Genomic DNA, 20442 nt, shown 5'->3' on the forward strand with positions numbered 1-20442 from the left:
CTTCGACATAAATCGAGTTAAATCCTACCAATAAAATGAACTGTATTTAAAACGTCAAAAGCCTGCCCAAAGGCAAGCTTTTTATTTGAGACATGTCCCATATCGTATTATTGATGACCCTCGCGACAGTTGAGTAGCATCCAAGCCACCTTTGAATTTATACCATTAAAGCTCCACTTCACCTGCTTGATCTTGCTCTAGATGAACAAGTGGAACAGGCGAGTAAATAAACGTATCCCCGTCGTCTTCAAGCTTATACATGATACAAAACAAAGCTGAACCTCGCTGATCGCCACTCGGTATAGAGAAAAGCATAGCTGGACAACGCAGCTCCGCAGAATGAACGCTTGCACATAGATCTTTATAAGTAATAGCAGCGAGGGTGTCGATATCACCAAGATGCTGTTGACAATCCCCAATAACTTGCATGTAATACGCTATATTCTGATTATACTTATTCGCAAAGCTCTGCTTATACTCCTCAATGCTAAGAAAGCAACATTCCCAATCCAAAGGCGGGATACTTAATACATAGCGATAGAACTTCAATTTCCTGATTCCTCCTCTTTTCGAAATCGAGCTATTCAGAATAATTGAAAAGGGGATTTCTTTGAAAGTCCTTTTTTAATCTTTTCAATTTCTTCAATGGCTTTTTGTCTCCGATGCTCCTTAAGTCTACAATCTTCATAATAAACTCACTGATCTTAGGACTTCTATTTCGATTCTAAACTATCCATTATTTCATCAAAATTCCTTTTCCTTATCATGACGTTCACTTCTCTCTACATGGATCATTATGACTTTAGGAGATTGTTTATCGTGTCTCTTTTATGAGAGTAATGCCTCTTCTCTGGATGGAAAGAAACCTCTTTTAATGTCGGGCATTTCAGTAATGGCGTTAAGTCCCCTGATTCACAGTGCATCTAAGTTTTCATAACAACTATTAAAGAGATATAGTTGTTCTAGTTGTTTTAATCGTGAAAAATCAATAGGGATTTGCAAAGATACACTAAAATCAATCATATTTATCAAAGAGTAAAGAGCTTACCGTTGAACAGTCGACCTACTAGCCATAGAAAAAAATATGTAAAGAAAATATCAACATTTATCCTTACATATGTTTTTAAGCTACTATAGCATTTTATTTTTTTAATGAATCTAACAAAGTATAATATTCTTTTCTTTTTGGATTACTTTCATCATTACAAAGACGTTCTAATAAATGAATGGTATACTCTTTAGGTTTACGTTGTAATGATTTTACTAGTATGTCTTCATAACCATTATGATAAAACGTTTCTAAAAAACTCCCGAATGGCCCTGGACCGCCAAAATCAATATCTGGACTTCTTTCAATTAATAAAAATATGGGCTCTACAAATTCAAATGCATTATCTAACTCTTCAATTTCTTCCATGATTTCATATGCTGGGTCTTGGAATAAGTATTTATCGTTTTCCTTATCAGCTCGTTCTATTAATTGTTCTAGTTCATAAATATAATCTTCTATTTTCTTTTCCATAGAAACTCCTTTGTATTTGTTCTCGTCTATATTACTGTTCTACTTGATTTTTTTGATCTTCCACCTTAACTGTTCGACATACACCTGATTTTGTTTCATTTGTTTTGAGTATATCAATATACCTTCATCAACATACTCAAATCGAAATGTTGTAGTTGGTATACTATTTTTATTTTCATGATAGAAACCATTTCTAATAATTGTATCAACTGCTTGATTGCTATTATACAAATACTCATCCACCAAAAATGTTTCTTCGTTCAATTCCTCATCTCCGTCCAAGTCGACGTCTTTTAAATAGAATAATACTTTTTCTATCACAGTCTCTTTCAAAACTACACAATATACTTGCTCCAAAACAAATTTCATCATTATCGTTATTTAGAAACCTAAGATAAAGTTTCATCCCCTCTTCTTTTATTACAAAAACACTGCCCCATCCCTTATTTTCTTTATCATAAGAATAGTACAGTTCACCATCTTTTAACTTATTTACGATAACTCCTTCATTAGATTCAGGCTCAGTTTTATAGATTTGGGGCTTCTTTAATTGATTTAGTGCATTTTGATATGGAAAAAATTCTAAAAATGAATCACTCCAAATAACGGTATCTTGTTCTACATTTTTAGCTCTGTTTAGCATTTCTTCATATGAGTCATAATATTTTTCAAAAATTCTGAGCAGCAAATCGTATTCTTTTTCTATCGCTTTGTTCTCTATTATTTTCATGTAATCACCCTCTCACGTCCTAAGCCTGTATATAATCAAAGATCATGGCCAACCGTCCATAGGGCTGCTAATAGAACCCTATGGTTTGTATTCTTTGTCATGCTTAAAGTTTTAAATAGCGGAAATCAAAATCAATACCCTCGCCATCCAACAAGTTTCTTTTATACTCTATTTCTTCCTTAGAACTATCAAAAGTAACTTCTGCGTACAATTTTTGAATTTCAATTATCTCATTTAATAAATAGTCATTGAAATTTTTATATACTTTAACCCTTTTAATCGGATCATGAGAAAATAAATAAATCTCCCCAGTATCCCTTTTAAAGCAAATAGGATCATTGCCCGGACTTTCAGCAAAAACAATATATTTATCTGTTTCTTCTTGTTGAAAATACAATGATACAAATTCCCATATAGAATTTGTCAATGGTTCCCACTCATCCATTTTCTTAAGGTTGTACATGAAATCAGAGCTTTCTATACCTCCGAAATGTAAGAAATAATCTTTCGTTTGTGAGGGAATTATCCAATCTAGATATTTCTCTGTCTTTTGAAAATTTTCAGTTTCTAATGAAATCACTTCTACATCCTGATCCTCAAGAAAGCATGTCAGGTTTTCAACCCAATTGTCTTCCCCTATTTGTCTAATTGGTAATATGGGCTCTCTATTCATCTTCATACATCCTCCTTTAATGATAAGATTCTCTCGATCTCTTGGCCGGATTCATTGTCTGCAGCGCTGCTTCTCACCATACTTCGACATTAATCGAGTTAAATCCTACCAGAAAGGGAGTTGGTCATGTTTTAAAACGACAAAAGGGGCTGTCCAAAAGTCAGCTTTCAATGACTTTCTGGACAACCCCCTTTTGGTCTTTGTGTACAATTATCTACTACCATTCTCTTTCTCTAAGGGCATCCTCAATAACAATATCGATTTTATGATATTGTAAGACCGATTCTACTGTAGCAGCAATTGATTCTCTTGCAACAGTCTCTAGTTCACTATTATTTTGCCCAAACTCATCTGCCAAATCATTAATGGCTATTGTCATTTCATCAAGTTTACTTTGAATCTTATTTACATCACGATTCCCTTTTTCTATAAATGGAACAACGCGCAAAATGCATTCCTTTACTTTATCCACTAAAAATTCTGGGTAGAAAGGGTCATTATACATCTCAATTAGATAACTGATTTGGGCTGCTTCGTTCTCATTTTGTCGATTCCCGTCTTTATCCTCTACTCCATATTTCGGAACCCCGGCTTGCCACATCTCTTCGACTGTTTGTAACGGATAGTTATCGATACCAAGCAATCGCTGCTCTTTTAATGGATCGATCCATCGGCCATTCTCAATCGATAGAATTAAGCGACGTACGAATTCGTAACCCGTGTTATACCCAACAATTTCGTAGTTGTTTAACATGTTCGGGTCATTTCTATCAATATTGTATTGGATAATTTCATTCCCCATAAGACCCTTATCACCGACTGTGGGATCGATTCTCACCAAATTGTATATGAGTTCAATATCACTAAATTCAGACCGATTTCCCCACTGTCCCCTGTCACTACTAATAAAAATCTCTGGTATAGGGATATTCAAATTAGGTTGTACATTTTTTAGTTTCCCTACGGAACACTGTTTAAAAAACCCCTTTAACACCATACATACCCCAAAAGGTTTAAACGTATTTAAGTCAAGCGGCTTCTCATCAAAATGATTACGTTCACTCGTTATATTAAAAAATGCAACGTATGGACTTTCTAATAATTGAGCAATGATGTATACATTTTCTTTTAATTGGATGGAATGAATATCATTTTTCTTCCAAACAAATCTTTTTAGCATATCAGCACCCCTTTTTTGTGAGTATCTGGCCATAGAATGACAAAAAGCTCTCCAGACGATGGAAAGCTTCCTCATTTTAGTAATTATAATTGAAATTAATGATGTAATCATTAATACAGTTTCTCTGAGATTGATTTTGCCGTTATCTCGCGGTATTTCATAGCTTCATCCTTTATTTTCAAAGAAACCCCGACATTCAAAATATCAATAACAGCTAGCTGGGATATCTTTGCAGCAAGTGAGCTGCCTTGTAATGGATTTTCTCTAGCCACCATTAACAGTTCGATATCCGCCAGTTTGGTTATAGGGGAACGCGCATTACTCGTAATAACGACTATCTTGGCGCCCGCTTTCTTGGCTAGGCTTAAGTTCTCCAGCGTATCTTTGGTACTTCCCGAAATGGATATCCCAACAGCTACATCTCCTGGATGCATTAATGCAGCTGTCATGGCCTGAAAGTGTGTATCTGTCTTAGCGAAGCTCTGCTTGCCAATCCGGGTGAAGCTATGCGCGGCCTGTAACGCCGTCAAGCCTGAAGATCCAACTCCAAAAAAGTGAATATGATTAGCTGCAGTTAATAGATCGATGGTCTTCTCCAGCTGATCTGAACTAATAAGTTCCGAAGTTTGTTCCAGCGTCTCAATATGCATAGATATCACCTTGCGGTTTAAAGTCGCTGCATCATCCTCTTCCGTAACTTCATTATACAAGCGATCGGAAGGCTTAACCATATCTTGTGCCAGGGATAATTTAAAATCCTGAAAGCCCTGGAATTTCAGTTTCCGGCAGAGGCGAATCACCGTCGTCTCACCGACGTCCGCTCTCTCTGCAAGTTCAGTCACCGAGTGATAAATGATATCCTGAGCGTTTTCCAGAATAAAATTTGCAACTTTTTGTTCTGTTTTGGTTAATCCATTGAAATGACTTCTTATGGATAACAACGTCTTTCCCATTCCCTGCTCGTTAGACAAATCCATTCTCCTTTCAGGTTGCCTAACAAATAGTGAACTGTAGACTAACCTACTATTTAGGATATACACAAATTCCTTTAAGAGGAAACTAGTATGCTATAACAAATTACATTATACTGTGAATTTTATTTTAAATAAAATAACCCGCTACAGCCCCTACTACACCTCCATTATCTCCTAAAGAAGCCGAGACTACCTCAATTTCCCGAATCCTCTCTCTATAAACAGGAAGCAGCTGGCGCGACAGACTTTCACGAACCGGATTAAGTAAAAAATCGCCTTGCCGAGTAATGGCCCCTCCAATGACAATCCCCTCTGGATTACATGTATGGACCATATTAGCCAGACCAGCAGCAATATACTGAGTATATCTTCTCAGCACGTGAATAGATGCTTCGTTTCCTTCCTGCGCAGATGCGAATAGACTTTCCGCGGTACTAATCCCTTCTAGCTCTGTCCCAGCTTCTTCTACCATTCTCATCAATCCTGTAACAGAAGCATACTGTTCCCAACAGCCTATTCTTCCGCAATTGCATGGATAACCACTGTACTCAATAACATGATGGCCTATTTCTCCCGTAAACCCATCCCGTCCTTGATACGGCCTATGATTAATGATCAGGCAACCGCCCACTCCCGTTCCCAAGGTAACACAGATGAAGTCGCTCCATTGTCTGCCAGACCCTACCCACGCCTCACCGAATGCCATGGCATTCGCATCGTTATCGATCAATACAGACAAACCTGTCATGGAATGCAGCCGATTTCCAAGCTCCATTCCGGCCCATCCCGGCAAATTAGCTGTGGCCCCCATTACAACGCCTGTCCGACTATTCACTTGACCAGCAGTCCCTATGCCGACACCTTTTACCTTCCATCCTTGACTGCTTGAATACCTTTCTAATTCCTTCGTAATTTCGGAAATTCGATATAACAGTGCTTCCCCGCCTTCATTTGCCTTCGTCGGACAATTCAAATGGTGAATGACTACTCCCTCCGCATTTACAATCCCCGACTTTATGTTTGTTCCACCGATATCCAGACCTATAGCTACTTCCCCAGTATGTCCCATCCATAGAACCTCCTCGCTTAAAGGCTGCTGCAACTAAAATAATAGAGACTACATTTCAGGAACGTTATGATATTGAAGTATAGCATCCGTATATTTCTTAGTAATCAATTGCGGCCTGGTAATGGCTCCGCCAATTACAACGGCGTAAGCTCCGGCCCGAAGACACGCAACAGTCTGTTCAGGACTATGAATTCTCCCCTCAGCTAATACGGGAACGCTAACCATTTGACTTAAATCAGCAACTAATTGAATATCTGGTTCCTCGCTCTGCGGGCTGTAGGCTGTATAACCAGATAGCGTAGTAGAAATAAGATCAAAACCCAGTCTATCTGCCTCTACTCCTTCTGCTACAGAAGATACATCTGCCATTAATAGTACTTGGTGCTTCTCCCTTATTTCTTTAACCAAATCCGCAAGACAAACATTACCCGGCCTATTGCGCATTGTAGCATCCATAGCGACAATATCGGCTCCAGCAGCGATTATACCTTCAACCTCTGTTAAGGTAGGAGTTATGTAAACGTCAGAACCGGTATACTCCTTCTTCCATAAGCCGATAATCGGCAAATTCGTCACCTTTTTTATCGCTCTAATATCTTGAGGCGTATTCGCCCTGATCCCTACCGCCTTGCCCATTTCAGCCGCTAGAGCAAAGCGGGCCATATAATCACTTCCGTAGAATGGTTCTTCCTCAAGAGCTTGACAGGAAACAATAAGTCCGCCTTTTAAAGTTTGAATCATTGAATCTACCATCGTGCACACCTCCGTAAATAAACTGTTCATTGAGTAATAGGTAGCTCATAATATGTACTCTTTCATTTCCTTAGAATCAGTAACAGCCACCCCTTATTATCAATAGAGTGGCTGTCTGCTGAGTTTTTCTACTCTATCGTTGTTATAGAACCAGATCGTCCGGCCAGTGGATTTGAACCCCTTGCCTTTGAATCAGCGCTTGATAGGCCTGAAGATGCTCCGAATTGGCGTGAACCTCATGCGGCGTCACTTGATTCTGCAGCGCATAGGCCGCTAAATAACCGACCGATTCCCCAATGTTCCATTCTGTCGGGTGGAGGCGGTAGCATCCGTTCGTGATCTGAGTGGTGCCGATATTTTTACATGCGGGAAGCAAATTCTTGACCCGGATCGGCAGTAACGCACCAAGCGGAATCTCATACGGATAGTTCGGAATATAGAACGTCCGGTTCGTGACGGTCGTCAAGTGAACATCCAGATGATAGCTGCCTACACCGACGCTATCGTCGTAACGGCGAATTCCTTGTTCCCCGCGGATTTCCTTACTAACATCCTGCTCCGTAATGGTATACATCGCTTGAATCCGGCGCGACTCGCGAATATACGGGTACTTCGCCAGTCCGTCCTCTGTACCCAGTACATCCGTACGCAGCCGGATGCCTGGATACCCCCGCCCTCCGTCCGGACGAGGCGTCTCGGTCTGGAGCCAGTAGATCAGTGAGAGGCTTAACTGTCTAGCACTCGCCAGATGCTCCTCCCGTTCTGCTTCAGGAACGTCAATAATTGAACCTAGAAAATAATCGTTCTGCGGCCAATTGACCAAGGTGATGTCACTCTCATATAGCCCAGGCTCAAATAAAGCCGGGTCGATGACACGACGATACGTCCACAGCGACAGCAGCTCCCGTCCAGAAGCGTCCTTGCGTTCACCTGGAAATAGGGCGAACTCCTTCATTTTCTCTACGTCATCCGTATCGTTCGCATACCAGCTTAACAGCGGAATATTCGTATGCTTCGGTACGAACTGGCGCCAGAAATCATATTGCTCAGGCTTCTCAATCGTGAAATCGCCACCCTCTACATAATCGAGGGCAAACACATGGGTGATCGACTGCACATCGAGCGGATTTGCCTCTTCCAGCGCATGCGGCTCCCCTGTCTCATGCCTGGACTCCGCGCCTATTACATATTCAACCCCCGCTAACGGCAGTACGTCTCCACATTCCGTAGCATCGAGGAAGTACGCTCCCCTTAGTACAACTTCTTCACCTGAGCTTATATGTGTAACGGTTACACTCTCTATCTGATCTTCATTCACTGAGGCTGCAGTCGGTCTGAAATGATACAATACCGTGATACGGCCGCTGTTCACATATGGGGCCAACATATCCTCGATGACGCGCAGCGCCACCTTCGGCTCATGGCATAAGCGGCTTACCCAACCGTTGCCGGGATTAAGCAGTTCATTATTCTTCGCTTCCTCTGACATCGGATAGTTCTCTCGATAATAAGCACGCACCCGGTCTCGAAACTCGCGATACGTCTCTGTGCAGCCGAATTCCTCGATCCACCGATGTTCATCCGGCGGAACCGCCTGACTTGTCAGCTGACCGCCGAGCCAATCCGTCTCCTCTGTCATGATTACACGCACGCCCATTTTGGCTGCAGCCAATGCGGCCATACATCCGCCCAACCCGCCGCCTAGGACGGCGACGTCTGTCATTCGCTCGTTATGCATCTCTCGCTGGCTCCTTCTCTGGCGCTTCCAGCATCCACCTGAGCTGTTCATGCACCTTCTCTGTTATTTGCAAAATTTGTAGACCCTCGCAGCATTAGCGAAGCTCGAACCCTCGTCGTACTTTATTGTCCTTGCTTCGTATCACGGACATGGGTCTTCAATCCGACCTCAAACATCCGACTCCAAGGCATATAGCAATCGTCGATCACGATCTCATAATTATTCTCTGGATCATGCAAATGCTGCTCGATGAACCGAGTCAATTCAGCTCTGACCTGCTCGGCGATTTGTCCCCGCTGTCCGTCGATCGAGAAATAATTGTATTCCGTACCAGGCAGCACCCGATCACTTACATTCCTGCGTACGAAGGCACAATAGCCCCCATCCTCGACATAGCGTAGTGACAGGAAATCGCGATGCTGCGGCGTATTGCCATTCACGGCATAGATCATGCCTTGTGCAATGCAAGTTCCAAGCGTGTTGCCACTTGTATTCCAGCCTGCATAACCGGCCAATTCGAACAATAGCTTCTTATCGCGAAGCAGCTGCAGCAGTTCAAGATCTGCTCCGTTGGCATAGGCTACATCAGCGATAACACAAGGCTTGCCGAGACGGTGAACAATATCATCAGCCATCTCTACCAGTTCAACTAGATTCCGGTACACCTGATACCCTAAAGAAGACTGCCCTTGATCATTCGACTCCATCATGCTCTCGCCGGGTGAATTGATGCATAGGGCCATATCGGCTTCTGCCAGGGAAGGCGACATAAGTCCTCCTGCCGCCATAATCTGATATTTGACCGATTCATATAGTACGCGATCTTCATAGAGAGGCATCACGAACGGCCCTTGCATACTGGCAAAATGAACATGCACCCGTGGCTTGCGACGCTCAAAATGATTGATCATGCGGGCAAGAAGCGTACATCCCACTTCGTCGGCCCCTGGATACATATAGACGGACAGCTGCTGCTGACACTTCTTGACATGCTCGCGAACTTGCTGCTGATCCACCGCAGTCAGTCCATAAGGAGCCGAGTCATCCTGTGGAATGATCATGAAATCGACGGCCCCGTCCTGCACCAGTTCGATTGCTCTCTTATTCGCTGTTAAATTAACAGCACGGCGCTCCGTGTAGTCCTGCCACATAGATTCAGGTAACACGCCATCGATCTGCTGCAATTCATGTTGCTCTTCTTCTGTCGCGATACCCAGCTCCAACCGGTGGCGGATATATCCGCGCCGGAAAATCTCCCTGCCCCAATTCTCGTAATAATCCGGTTCTTCATCACTGCTGGAATAGCGCGGGCAACGCATAATGAGCTGATAAGCAAATACATGCAAAGCCGGGTTGATCCGCTTCAATTGACGGAGCTTCTCTAATTGCTTCCCGCATTGTTCCTCCGTCATCTCATGCAGCCGCGAGGGGATTATTCCCCCGTATAGCAATGTGTCCAAGGCCACAATCGCTCCGTCTGCATCGCGCGCCTGCTCGAATAGCCAGGCCCATAGCTGTTCGATGTCTCCAGGGCGCTTCTTCAGCCCCATCATGCTCAAATCCGGACGAACGACATGATAATCCGTTCCCGCGGCAAGCAGTGCCGGAAATTCGTAATTGCACGGACGTTCGTCCAGCGGAATATATATAATTTTTCTCATGTGAGTCGTGTCCTCCTATCCTTTAACTGCTCCGGATACACCTTCCATGTAATATTTCTGGGTGCACAGGAACACGATGATAATCGGTATAACCGAAATGACGGTCCCGGCGGCAATCCAGCCAAAATTATAGGAAAATTGGCCATTTAAAAAGCTGAGCGCGGACGCGATTGGATACTGCTTCGTATCATTAAGCACAATCATCGGCCAGAGGAAGCTATTCCACATCCCCATGAACTCCAATAGACCAATAACGGCGATCGCCGGCTTCACAATCGGCAGCGCCAATTGCAGCCAAATACGAAATTCGCTGGCACCGTCCACTTTGCCGGAATCGCGCAGCTCATGCGGCATGCCCATAAACGCCTGTCTCATTAGGAATACGTTGAACACGGTAACCGCTGAAGGAAGCACGACTGCAAGAAACCCGCCCATCAAGCCTAGTGCTTTTACCGTCAAATAGTTAACTACCATGCCGGCTGCAGCGGGAATAATCATCGTCGCTACCAGTAGTGTAAAGATTAGATCCCGGCCTTTGAAACGGAATACGGCAAGCGGATAGGCTGTAAGACAAGAAAAGAAGATGTTCATTACAACGCCCATCAGCGCAATGATAACGGTATTCATTAAGTATCTTGGAAAGTCCATGTAATTCCACACTTGGACATAATTAGCAAAGTCAATAAACGTCGGAAAAATCGCCGGCGGAGAGCTGAACACATTCTTGCCGGGCATGAGCGACACACTTACTATCCATAGAAATGGTCCCATCATAAAAATGGCAAACAGAATCAATGCTCCATACAACAATAATAATTTCACTAATCGAAGTGGTTTTTTTCTCATATCATGCATCCATTAATATGGATTGACACCACCCTTCCGGTTGAATCTGAAGATGACGATACTAAGCGCACCAATCATGACGCTGACAATTAAGCCAAGTGCCGAAGAGTAGCCGAAATTAAATTGCTGGAAACCCTGCTGATAAATATACAAGCTCGATGTTAAGGTAGCATCCCCCGGTCCACCCATCGTCAGGATGAACACTTCATCGAACACACGGATTGCCGCCATTAGTGAAATAAGCGTGCAGAAAAAGACATACGGTCTCAACAGCGGAATTGTAATTTTACGAATCGTCTGCGCCCGACTCGCGCCATCAATCATCGCAGCCTCTGTCAGATCCTTCGGAACGGATTGCAATCCGGCCAAATAAATCATCATATAGTAGCCAAGGCCCTTCCACATCGTAATGAACATCAGTGTCCACAGTGCTGTATCTTTGTCGGACAGCCAGGTAATTTTCTCTTTCATTAACCCTACATTGGACAGCACATAGTTTATGACCCCATTCTGGTTGAGCAGCCAGCCCCAAATAAGCGCTACCGCGACCATAGAAGTAACTACGGGGATGTAATAAGCCGTACGAAATAATTTAATGCCTTTGACATTGCTGTTGACTAGAATCGCCATAAGTATAGATATAATCTGAATAAATGGTACAACAATGACGTATAGCAATGAGTTGAGCAGTGACGTGATGAAGCTCTTATCCTGCAACGCCTTAACGAAGTTATCCAAGCCAACAAACTCGGTCTTGCCTATGACGGAGTAATTCGTCAGCGCCAGCGGTACGCTATAAATAATCGGCCAGAAGACAAATAGGGCCAGTAGAATCAAACCCGGTGTCATGAAGAGCCAAGCCACTGCCGCTTCAGATTTGCCGAATCTAGTAAAGAATTTTCTCATGATAGTAATCCTCCACCACCACTAATTAGGTAGTTCAAAAAGTCCACTTTTGAACATCCATTATAAGAATCGGGCAGGACAAGCCTGCCCAATTTGAAGTATTTAGTTGCCCAAGATTTTGTTAACATCGCTCTCGGCCGTAGTCAATGTCTTCTTCACGTCAGTACCGTTCAAATAAATATCCTGCAATGCTTTGGTGATCGTCTGATTAACGTCTTTAGCACTCTCAACGCCAATGTAGAAATCCTCGGCTTTATCAAGGCTGACTGCAGATACGGTCTTAGCGACCCCTTCTAGAGTTCCGTCATTCTCCGAGAAGAATGGATCTTTGGCGCTCTCTACCGTGGAAGGCAATGTATTAGCGATCTTGGAGAATTCCACCTGATTGGCCGCATTCGTGACGAATACAGCGAAGTCAACCGCTTCTTTCTTATGAGATGTTGCCGAAGGCACGACGATGTTCATCGTGTTGGAATAGCGGATGCCCGCTTTGCCAACCGGACTTGGAACGGCAAGCATTTTGTTGTATACATCCGGCGCGGCTGTCTTGATCTTGTTAATAAACGGCGAGCTGGATAAAGACATGGCTACTTGCTCACTCGCGAAGTATTGCACTTGTTTATCGTAGTTGATAATGTCTTTTGGAATGACGCCGTCTTTTAACAGTTGTACATTCTCATTGACATACGCTTCTACTTCCGGTGTATTAAAAGCTGCCTTCTTATAATCCTCAGTCAGGAACGGCAGGTTCTCTTCTAACAGAGTCCGTGCTTCCATCGTGAATATGTAGCCGTAGGCACCGGTTTTCTCTTTGATCTGGCGGCCCCATTCGTTCAATTCCTGTTTCGTCTTCGGCGGATTGTCCGGATTCAGTCCAGCTTTCACCACCAGATCCTTATTCATGAATAGGACAGGCAATCCAGTGTACCAAGGGAGTGCGAACGCTTTGCCGTTCATTTCTGTTGAGGAGTAGATTCCTTGGAAATAAGCTGCCTTCTGATCCGCTGTCAGCTCTTGGTTGAAGTCAACCAATGCATCCTTGGTTCCCATCTGATTGGCCAGCTCCGTATTAAGGTTCACCACGTCTGGCGCATTACCGCCAGCGATATTCGTCATGAGCTTGTTCAGTACAGCATCGTAAGGGTAGTCCTTCCAATCTATCTTGACATTCGGATTCTTCGCTTCATAATCCGCAATCAATTTGTTGAAGTAATCATTGAAGGTCGGCTGCAATGAGATTGTCCAGAATTCTACCGTGACTTGTTCCGCGGGCTTCTCGCCATCGTTGTTTCCACTTGAAGCAGCCCCCTTGTTGCTCGATGAATCCGAACCACAAGCCGCCAATAACCCCACCATCATCATTGATGCCAATAGTAATGAAATCAACTTTCTACCTTTGAAACTCATGCCACAACACCCTCTCTTCTTTATAAGCTCTCTCAAACTCTCTCTCAAAGCTAGGAGAAGAAATGACTATAAGTCCGAAAACGGTAGCGCTTACAAAAAAGCCTTATTATTCTACGCTATATCTGTAATTGCTCCAATCCATGAATGATTTCGGAATAAGAGTCGTTCCTGCCACCTTTTCCCTTCTTGCATGTTCATTGTAGCACGCATTAAACAATTTCTCCACTATTTTTAAAATATTTGGAGATTATATTCTTCACATACTGATATAGCAATCGTATTTACAAAAACTAGAGAATTCGGGGTGCCAAAATCGATCTGCGACACCCCGTGAATTCATTAGAAATTGATGAAGCCTACATATTGCAGTTTCAACTTTGTCGTTATTCTTCGTAGTTCCCTTTATCATTACCAGCGCGCTGAATCGTCACCGTGTAGTTTTTCATTCGTCCATCTTCTGACATCACTTGCAACGTAACCAGATTCGAGCCCACTTGAAGTGGTACGGGAATGACCGAATCATTCTCAACATTCTTGCCACCTACGGAAATAACTGAATGCTGATTACTTGCACTCGCCGTAATATTTAGCTCCGTAACCGAATGCCCGACCTTTACCTTGTAATCATACGTCGATGGTGAGAAGGAAGGCGTTAACTTCATTACCTTCTTCCCCGAGCTCACCGTCAATTTACTTAATTGCGTTTTCGCTGTTTTTGAGAAATAAATGTCTATCATTTTGCTGCCATAGTCCAAATCATGTTTCATTCGATTCTTCACTTCTGTATTGATCGAGTTGCTCGCAAGAAGTTTGCTTATGCTGTCGATCCTCTGTTTCACGTCACTTGCAGTCTCATCTGTCATATTGGGATTCGCATGTAGATCCTTTACAGCAGATTCAAGTTTCTGTATTAGTTTTGCGCCGTCCTTACGGCTCATCCCTTGGAAAGGAACGTATATCTCATTGATTTTACGGATAATTTCTTCCATCACGGTCGCTAGAGGCTTAGTCGTATCATATTGAGGTAAAATTGCCTTATTACGATACAACCCAATCTTCAGCACCTTGTCATACTTATAATTAAATAGTCCTTCGTATTCAAATAATGCGGCTCCAGCTCCATCATTCTTGGTCGCTTCGGTGATTTGATCCACAACAGCCGATGTAGGATTGCCTTGGAACGTGTCCAGACCCGATGAGACGAATGCATTGTCCCCCGCTAATGCCATCGAGTTTCTCAAGTCCGTTACCGTTAATTCGGAACCCGGTGCATAAGACATATGGAACAAGTGATCGATCAAATTATGATCCAACCAGTATTTCGCTTCTTGTGCGTGCGATTTTGGCGCTTCCTCATAATTCGGCCATACCGCAGTTGTAATTTGTAGGTTTGGTTTGATTTGATGCGCCTCGTTAACTACCCGAACGACCCAGGTATTGATCATGTCCGCACGAAATTGCAGCCACTCATCCCAGTAACGATCTCCTGGATGAAGGTCAAGCGGATCAACGCCATATTTCTCGCTGAACAAATTGCGGGTATACGTGTCGTAACCAAAATCATTCGTGTAATCTCCGGATCCTGGATACCTCGCATAATCCAAATGCAGTGAAGCTATGTCATATTTTGTGACGAGTTCATCGTATACAGAAGCAACGAAATCTCTAGCTTGCGAGAGCGCTGGATTAAGCCAATACCACTTAGCATTGTGACTGCCTTCTTCATAATCAATACCTTTTCTGCTTTTCATAAGCCAATCAGGATGATTCACCACAACCGGCCCGCCGACAAAGAAGTTCTCCACCCAGGCATGAATTTCAATCTCCTGCTTTTTGCCTTCCTCAATAAATGCTCCCAGTACATCAAAGCCTTCATACAAAGGATTTAATTCGGTATCTGGCAAAGACGTTGGCCAAGTGGTATATCCATTCCACCACGTTTCTAGATAGATGGCATTGATACCGGTCTCTTTGATTTTCTTCACATGATCTCGAACCTGCTCCACGTTCTTTTCCTTCGGCCTCATCCAGAGACCTCGAGTCTGTACTTTCGGAGACTCAAAATTCATGTAACTTGCTTCCGTAACTTTCTGATCCAAGTCATTCAGTAAATCCATTAATCCGTTGGTACCGCTTTCATTTAAGCGCTGTTTGACCAACTCATAAACGCCCTTCGCCTCTACGATCTTCTGTTCAATTTCAGCATACGGCACATCCATAAATTGATTCTTGGATAACTGGAGCGCCTTCTCTGCGCTATTGATACTTATCGAGGCTTTATCTAAGTAAGATTCTGGCGTAAAAATAACCAACACTTCTTTTTTAGCAAAATCCAGACTCAATTTGGCTCCGACCAGTGCGTTGTTCTTTAACCAAGTGTTTTTAACCCCATGACCGGATAATACGTAGCCGCCTTCAGGAATTTTACTGTTGTTCCCGCCATTGTTCGTCACATACCCGTCCGCATTAACAATCACTTCATTGCCCCATGGGTTCGTGCCAGTCTCCGTGCCATAATTACGATCATAGACGATCAACTGATTCGATCCACGAAATCCTGGATAGGACACATTGCCAACATTGTCCCAGCCTCCGGGATTATCTTCTTTTACTTTCGGATTAAATGCATCAAACGAAGTTCTAGCCGCTTGGTAAATTAAACTATCCGTCACGAGCTCAACCTCTGCGCCGATACGAACTTGACCCGCTAGTTGGTTATAGAATGGACTTGTCGATTGAATCGACAGTACATATCCATCCGCTGGAATGGAGGAATTGTTATCAAGATAAGCCCCTGTGTTGGGATCGTATGCAATCGCCACGACGTTGGTCACCTTATTGCCAACGACTGTAAGCTCCATTCCCCAAGCATTCTGATTGGTGGTTGCGCCATAAGTAGGCTGGTACAACACCACTTCTCCCGCTCCACGCGGCCCATTTATTTTATCAATGCCTACCGCAATACCATTCACTTTCAAATACTTGCTAGGCAGAATAGGAATATCTACGTTAATCGCTTGTACGGACTGCCCCACCTCCAAATTCAAAGATGACGCAGCGTTGCCAGAAGCCGAAATGACATAACCGTTCGCGGGAATGTAGGTTCCACTCTGACCATGAACACCATATGTGCTTTCCACGACCGACACATCATTGGTGATGATATATTGAACGGTATCTTCAGAGAATGGTCTTGTCATTTCACCAAAATGACGTGTATAGACGGCGATGGTGTTCGCCAGTTGGTCCTGATCAACAACGTCGATTGGTATAGTGCCCTGCTCTGTGATGAGCTGTGGACCTCCGACTACCGGTGCAGGCAGCGTGTAGCCAACAATCTCAACCGGGTCTCCCGGACTCATATTGTCTTTAATCCACTGTTCACTCGATCCGTGACCAAACAGTACAAAACCATTCGTCGGTATTTGTACAGCACCTTCACGATAAGTGACGTCCGTAACGCTGTAAGTGCCTTCATGGTAGTCCACGACTGCAGCAGCCGCATAAGGGTTCGAATCTGTGAGCTTACTACTATTTTCTCGGGTAAACAGGATCATTTCATCTGAAGCTCCGATGGCTCGATTCACTGCTGTAATGCTGATGGTGTTACCGTTTGCAGCTTTCGCTGTGATGGTGTTGCCATCTGCATCTTTTGCTGTGATGGCTTCATCGGCCAACACAGTCAATGTCGTCCCTGAAAAAATGAGAGCAAAACATAAGATGAAAGACAGCGTATTCTTTAATCTCATTTTCAAACCTCCCCATGGGTTCATGAAAAAACAGCTTCCCAAGCACTCCATCTTATGTACAACTAATCTCATCTATAAATCTATTTTTATGCCGAGTTTTCTACAAGCATCACCTCCAACGATCGTTATGGGGTATTCCTCTTGATCATAACAGACAACTCACATTCGAGGAAGGATATTTCCACTTATTTTATGTATAAAATTAAATTATTCCTCCATTTTATTTTTGCTTTATATGAACGGAATCCATCCCTACCGTAAAATGGAAGCCGAAACGCGAAACGAGCCTTAGAAGCGATTCTAAAGGCTCGTTTTTGTGCAGACTTTATTGTTTTTTACAGTTACCTGCCATCATAAGCATCTCCATATGACTCGAAATTGTCAGCCAACCAAAACCAATTTTCACCTTTACTAGCGTATAAATGCTCTAGCAGTTCCGTAAAGCTTTTAGCAATAATCTGACTATCCCCTGGTGTTGCATGGGTTGTTCCTATTCAAAGTCTTGTTTGTTCAGTAAATGTGGAAAACTGGCTGTAATTGTTTCCTTCATTCCCTTGGTGTGTCGCGGCAATAGATGAAGTTTCCTTATATTTTTCAATTTTAGAATAGGCGTAATATCTCGGCTCTTATTCTCTAATGTCAGCATCAAAGATAAATACTCCAATCGCATTAATTCTCCAACAGGCTCAAAGCTTTTAACTGGCTTTCCCGTCCCACTCATTCGTCCATGATTAAGACTTAATTCCTTTATATTCGATAAAGTGGCAAGAGCCGTTAAATCGTACAAGTGATTCATGCCATAGATATATAAGGTTTGCAGGTTCTGTAACCCTATCAGAAAGTCCAAATCTTTTACTTGGGGCAGATTCGCCAGGATCAACACTTCTAAGCTATGTAAACATGACAAATTGGGGAGATCCTCCATTTTTCCAGAGGAAATCTGCAAGTACTTTAAATTCGGCAATGTAGAAAATATTCGTAGTCGTTCTTCATCTAGATCAGTAAGGTAAATCCCTTCTACCATTTGATTACCGACCAGCGAATCATAATTCACATATTGCTTCTTATATTTTTTCAGAGGCGTAAATAAGTCAACAATCCGTGTATCTTCTTCCAATGTAGCAAGATCAAAGTTCTCCGCTCTCCGCGTCCCCTCAATAACGCCCAAATGAGCATAATAGGAAACAGGAGATTTCTCGTCCAGCAAATATCGATCCCAGTTCATCTTGTTCTCTCACATCCTTCTCAATGACGACCGTGCTGAATTAGCATGAGCGCTATTCATATTGAGAACATTCATACAACAAATTGTTTTTAAAGTCATCCGCGGATACTCTCACAACGTCTGGATCTTCCGGAACTTTGAATACAACTACATGCGTTCCCTCTTCTGACAGGTTAGGCAATATCTCGTCTAAGAGTGTATCTAAATGTATTTTTTGTGTTTGACAGTTCTCCCATTCATCTTCGATACATTTCATAGCGTACTCTTTAAATGGCCAAATCGGCATAGACAGATTTCCCTCTTTATCTGAGGTAGTAACATACCCATCATTTAATTTCAAAGACCACGCCTCTTCCCAGTCTGCAATACGTTTTACGGAATAAATATATCGATCTCTAGCTGATCTTTTTATCATTGCTTTAAACTCTGGACTTGATTCAAATCCTTTACTCATCGTAAACTCCTCATTTCTTCTCTATTAAGCCAACATCAAACTATCTTTATTTATCAAGATCTACAGACCAATCAATCTCTTCCCTAAACCAATTGTTCAATTTTGTTGACCCATTATCCATTTTCAATGGGATTTCTCTTGCCCACATTTTAATGTCATCTATGAACATCTCTTTATCAAGTCCTTCAAAGTTGTGTTTATTTAGCGCAGTGTTTAGGAACTCTAAAAATAGATTCCCCAAATAATACCGTTGCTCTACTTTATACATTTTTTCATATTCTTCTACCTTGACTGCAAGATCGATTGTCAGATAGTTATCCTTTTTAGTGTATCTAATAAATGACCTTCTTCCATAGGATTCAGGTAAACATCTAAAAGCTATCCCGATCGAGACATCAACATGACCATATTTTGAGTTTATGTTAGATTCCAATGCGCTACTTAATTCACTAGCCAAATCACCAACTCTCGCACCTGCAGTATCTGAGACTATTGAGAAATCCATGCAGCGCTCCTCCTACTCAGAAATGATTCCTTTCTTTTTCAAAAACAAAACCCAATCATCCTGTTCAGAATCCGGGATCACCCTGCAATATCCAGATCCAAACACATCATTTATCAAAAAGAAATCTAATTCTCCAAAGCCATTCATCGTAGTTCCGTCTTCATCCAATTTATAAACATTCCCGTCATATCTGTTCATGATTAATGGTTCATAAAGAATCTGGCCTATTGCTAACCATGATTCTTTATCATCTTGCATATCAGAGAGAACATATTGATTACGCTCTAACTCACTGTAACTCCATAAATCAATGTCACCGCAACGTGCTCCATTTGTTACTTTTAATAAGTCGTAGTATTTCCCTAGCTGTAAAGAATCAGCTTCTTCATGAATCCCCGTGAACCCATCATTTAATTTTCCAAAAATAATCGTTGAGGGATCTTCTTTTAAACCTTCTTTTAGGCAATCAATGATTTTTGTAATTTCCTCGTTCATTCAAATCCATCCTCTACTTAAAAAGAATCTTGAATTCTGTAGCCTGCTTTTTGTGCCAACTCCTTAATTTCATTAATGTCAGTTGATGGAACCGTGATTAGAACGTAACAGTCACTTTCGATATCCAAACATGCCAACGAGATTCCCTTTTCACTTAGCCTTTTGGAAATTTCATTTAAATACTGAGATGTCGGCAGCTCATCAAATTCTCCATCCTCAAAGTCTTCCCAGCTTATGCACGCCATTTTCTTTCTATCAAGCAATTCATCAACAACATCGCATAGGTATAGACCTGATTCCTTCCAATCGATTTCAAATGCCAAATCATGTTCAAGAAGTGCGTCGACCAACGAAATCCATGCCAATTGATTAATCGGGCTATCGATCCCTCTTTCATCTAATCGATCTTTGAATTTCTCGAAATAGGCTTCTGGCTTTTCTATAGCTAATGAAACTTCTGAATAAATTACTTCTTCCACATCATATGAAAGCCTTTGCACAAGTAACAGCATTGCATTCATACACTCACTCCTTTTCCAACTACAGTTGAAGGTA

At 42.5% G+C, this 20442-nt stretch carries 20 protein-coding genes; all 20 read right to left on the minus strand.

The window, feature by feature from the left end; all coding sequences use genetic code 11:
* Positions 1–165: 165 nt before the first annotated feature.
* The 20 genes from BLS15_RS19415 to BLS15_RS19510 all read right to left on the minus strand — a co-directional run bounded on the left by BLS15_RS19415 (position 166) and on the right by BLS15_RS19510 (position 20408).
* Positions 166–549 carry a hypothetical protein gene (locus tag BLS15_RS19415; RefSeq protein WP_021252867.1) on the minus strand — a complete coding sequence of 128 codons (384 nt, stop codon included), beginning with the start codon at positions 547–549 and terminating at the stop codon, positions 166–168.
* 592 nt (positions 550–1141) lie between these two features.
* On the minus strand, positions 1142–1522 hold the full coding sequence (locus BLS15_RS19420) for a hypothetical protein (RefSeq protein ID WP_021252868.1): 381 nt from the start codon (positions 1520–1522) through the stop codon (positions 1142–1144).
* A 39-nt stretch (positions 1523–1561) separates the two neighbouring features.
* Positions 1562–1786, minus strand: coding sequence for a hypothetical protein (locus BLS15_RS19425; protein WP_090513386.1), 225 nt, complete (start codon positions 1784–1786; stop codon positions 1562–1564).
* Positions 1787–1790: 4 nt separating this feature from the next.
* Positions 1791–2252 (minus strand): hypothetical protein, encoded by a 462-nt coding sequence (locus tag BLS15_RS19430; protein ID WP_090513391.1) that lies wholly within the window; start codon positions 2250–2252, stop codon positions 1791–1793.
* 103 nt (positions 2253–2355) lie between these two features.
* Positions 2356–2925: an SMI1/KNR4 family protein gene (locus BLS15_RS19435; RefSeq protein WP_028532292.1), complete on the minus strand. Its 570-nt coding sequence runs from the start codon at positions 2923–2925 to the stop codon at positions 2356–2358.
* A 217-nt stretch (positions 2926–3142) separates the two neighbouring features.
* On the minus strand, positions 3143–3448 hold the full coding sequence (locus tag BLS15_RS19440) for a DUF5713 family protein (RefSeq protein WP_028532293.1): 306 nt from the start codon (positions 3446–3448) through the stop codon (positions 3143–3145).
* 767 nt (positions 3449–4215) lie between these two features.
* A complete protein-coding gene (locus BLS15_RS19445) occupies positions 4216–5076 on the minus strand; it encodes a MurR/RpiR family transcriptional regulator (protein WP_028532294.1) in 861 nt (286 codons plus the stop codon).
* A 130-nt stretch (positions 5077–5206) separates the two neighbouring features.
* On the minus strand, positions 5207–6148 hold the full coding sequence (locus BLS15_RS19450) for an ROK family protein (protein WP_028532295.1): 942 nt from the start codon (positions 6146–6148) through the stop codon (positions 5207–5209).
* A 48-nt stretch (positions 6149–6196) separates the two neighbouring features.
* The gene (locus BLS15_RS19455; RefSeq protein WP_028532296.1) at positions 6197–6901 is read right to left on the minus strand and encodes an N-acetylmannosamine-6-phosphate 2-epimerase; all 705 of its coding nucleotides are present in this window, start codon (positions 6899–6901) and stop codon (positions 6197–6199) included.
* Positions 6902–7043: 142 nt separating this feature from the next.
* Positions 7044–8639, minus strand: coding sequence for an FAD-dependent oxidoreductase (locus BLS15_RS19460; RefSeq protein ID WP_028532297.1), 1596 nt, complete (start codon positions 8637–8639; stop codon positions 7044–7046).
* Positions 8640–8761: 122 nt separating this feature from the next.
* Positions 8762–10300 carry a DUF4127 family protein gene (locus BLS15_RS19465; protein WP_028532298.1) on the minus strand — a complete coding sequence of 513 codons (1539 nt, stop codon included), beginning with the start codon at positions 10298–10300 and terminating at the stop codon, positions 8762–8764.
* Between the two features lie 15 nt (positions 10301–10315).
* On the minus strand, positions 10316–11146 hold the full coding sequence (locus BLS15_RS19470; protein WP_028532299.1) for a carbohydrate ABC transporter permease: 831 nt from the start codon (positions 11144–11146) through the stop codon (positions 10316–10318).
* A 12-nt stretch (positions 11147–11158) separates the two neighbouring features.
* Positions 11159–12052, minus strand: coding sequence for a carbohydrate ABC transporter permease (locus BLS15_RS19475; protein ID WP_021252878.1), 894 nt, complete (start codon positions 12050–12052; stop codon positions 11159–11161).
* A 102-nt stretch (positions 12053–12154) separates the two neighbouring features.
* Positions 12155–13459, minus strand: a complete 1305-nt coding sequence (locus BLS15_RS19480; protein WP_021252879.1) for an ABC transporter substrate-binding protein — start codon at positions 13457–13459, stop codon at positions 12155–12157.
* Positions 13460–13842: 383 nt separating this feature from the next.
* Positions 13843–17208 carry a family 10 glycosylhydrolase gene (locus BLS15_RS19485; protein ID WP_175460808.1) on the minus strand — a complete coding sequence of 1122 codons (3366 nt, stop codon included), beginning with the start codon at positions 17206–17208 and terminating at the stop codon, positions 13843–13845.
* Between the two features lie 490 nt (positions 17209–17698).
* A complete protein-coding gene (locus BLS15_RS19490) occupies positions 17699–18433 on the minus strand; it encodes a leucine-rich repeat domain-containing protein (RefSeq protein ID WP_175460809.1) in 735 nt (244 codons plus the stop codon).
* A 52-nt stretch (positions 18434–18485) separates the two neighbouring features.
* The gene (locus BLS15_RS19495; RefSeq protein WP_021252886.1) at positions 18486–18887 is read right to left on the minus strand and encodes a DUF2750 domain-containing protein; all 402 of its coding nucleotides are present in this window, start codon (positions 18885–18887) and stop codon (positions 18486–18488) included.
* Between the two features lie 46 nt (positions 18888–18933).
* Entirely contained in the window at positions 18934–19392 is a 459-nt protein-coding gene (locus BLS15_RS19500) for a hypothetical protein (protein WP_021252887.1), read from the minus strand.
* A 12-nt stretch (positions 19393–19404) separates the two neighbouring features.
* Positions 19405–19887 carry a hypothetical protein gene (locus tag BLS15_RS19505; RefSeq protein ID WP_021252888.1) on the minus strand — a complete coding sequence of 161 codons (483 nt, stop codon included), beginning with the start codon at positions 19885–19887 and terminating at the stop codon, positions 19405–19407.
* 17 nt (positions 19888–19904) lie between these two features.
* Positions 19905–20408: a DUF6630 family protein gene (locus tag BLS15_RS19510; protein ID WP_090513401.1), complete on the minus strand. Its 504-nt coding sequence runs from the start codon at positions 20406–20408 to the stop codon at positions 19905–19907.
* Positions 20409–20442: the final 34 nt, after the last annotated feature.

The sequence above is a fragment of the Paenibacillus sp. cl6col genome (assembly GCF_900102125.1).
Taxonomy (GTDB): domain Bacteria; phylum Bacillota; class Bacilli; order Paenibacillales; family Paenibacillaceae; genus Paenibacillus_B; species Paenibacillus_B suaedae.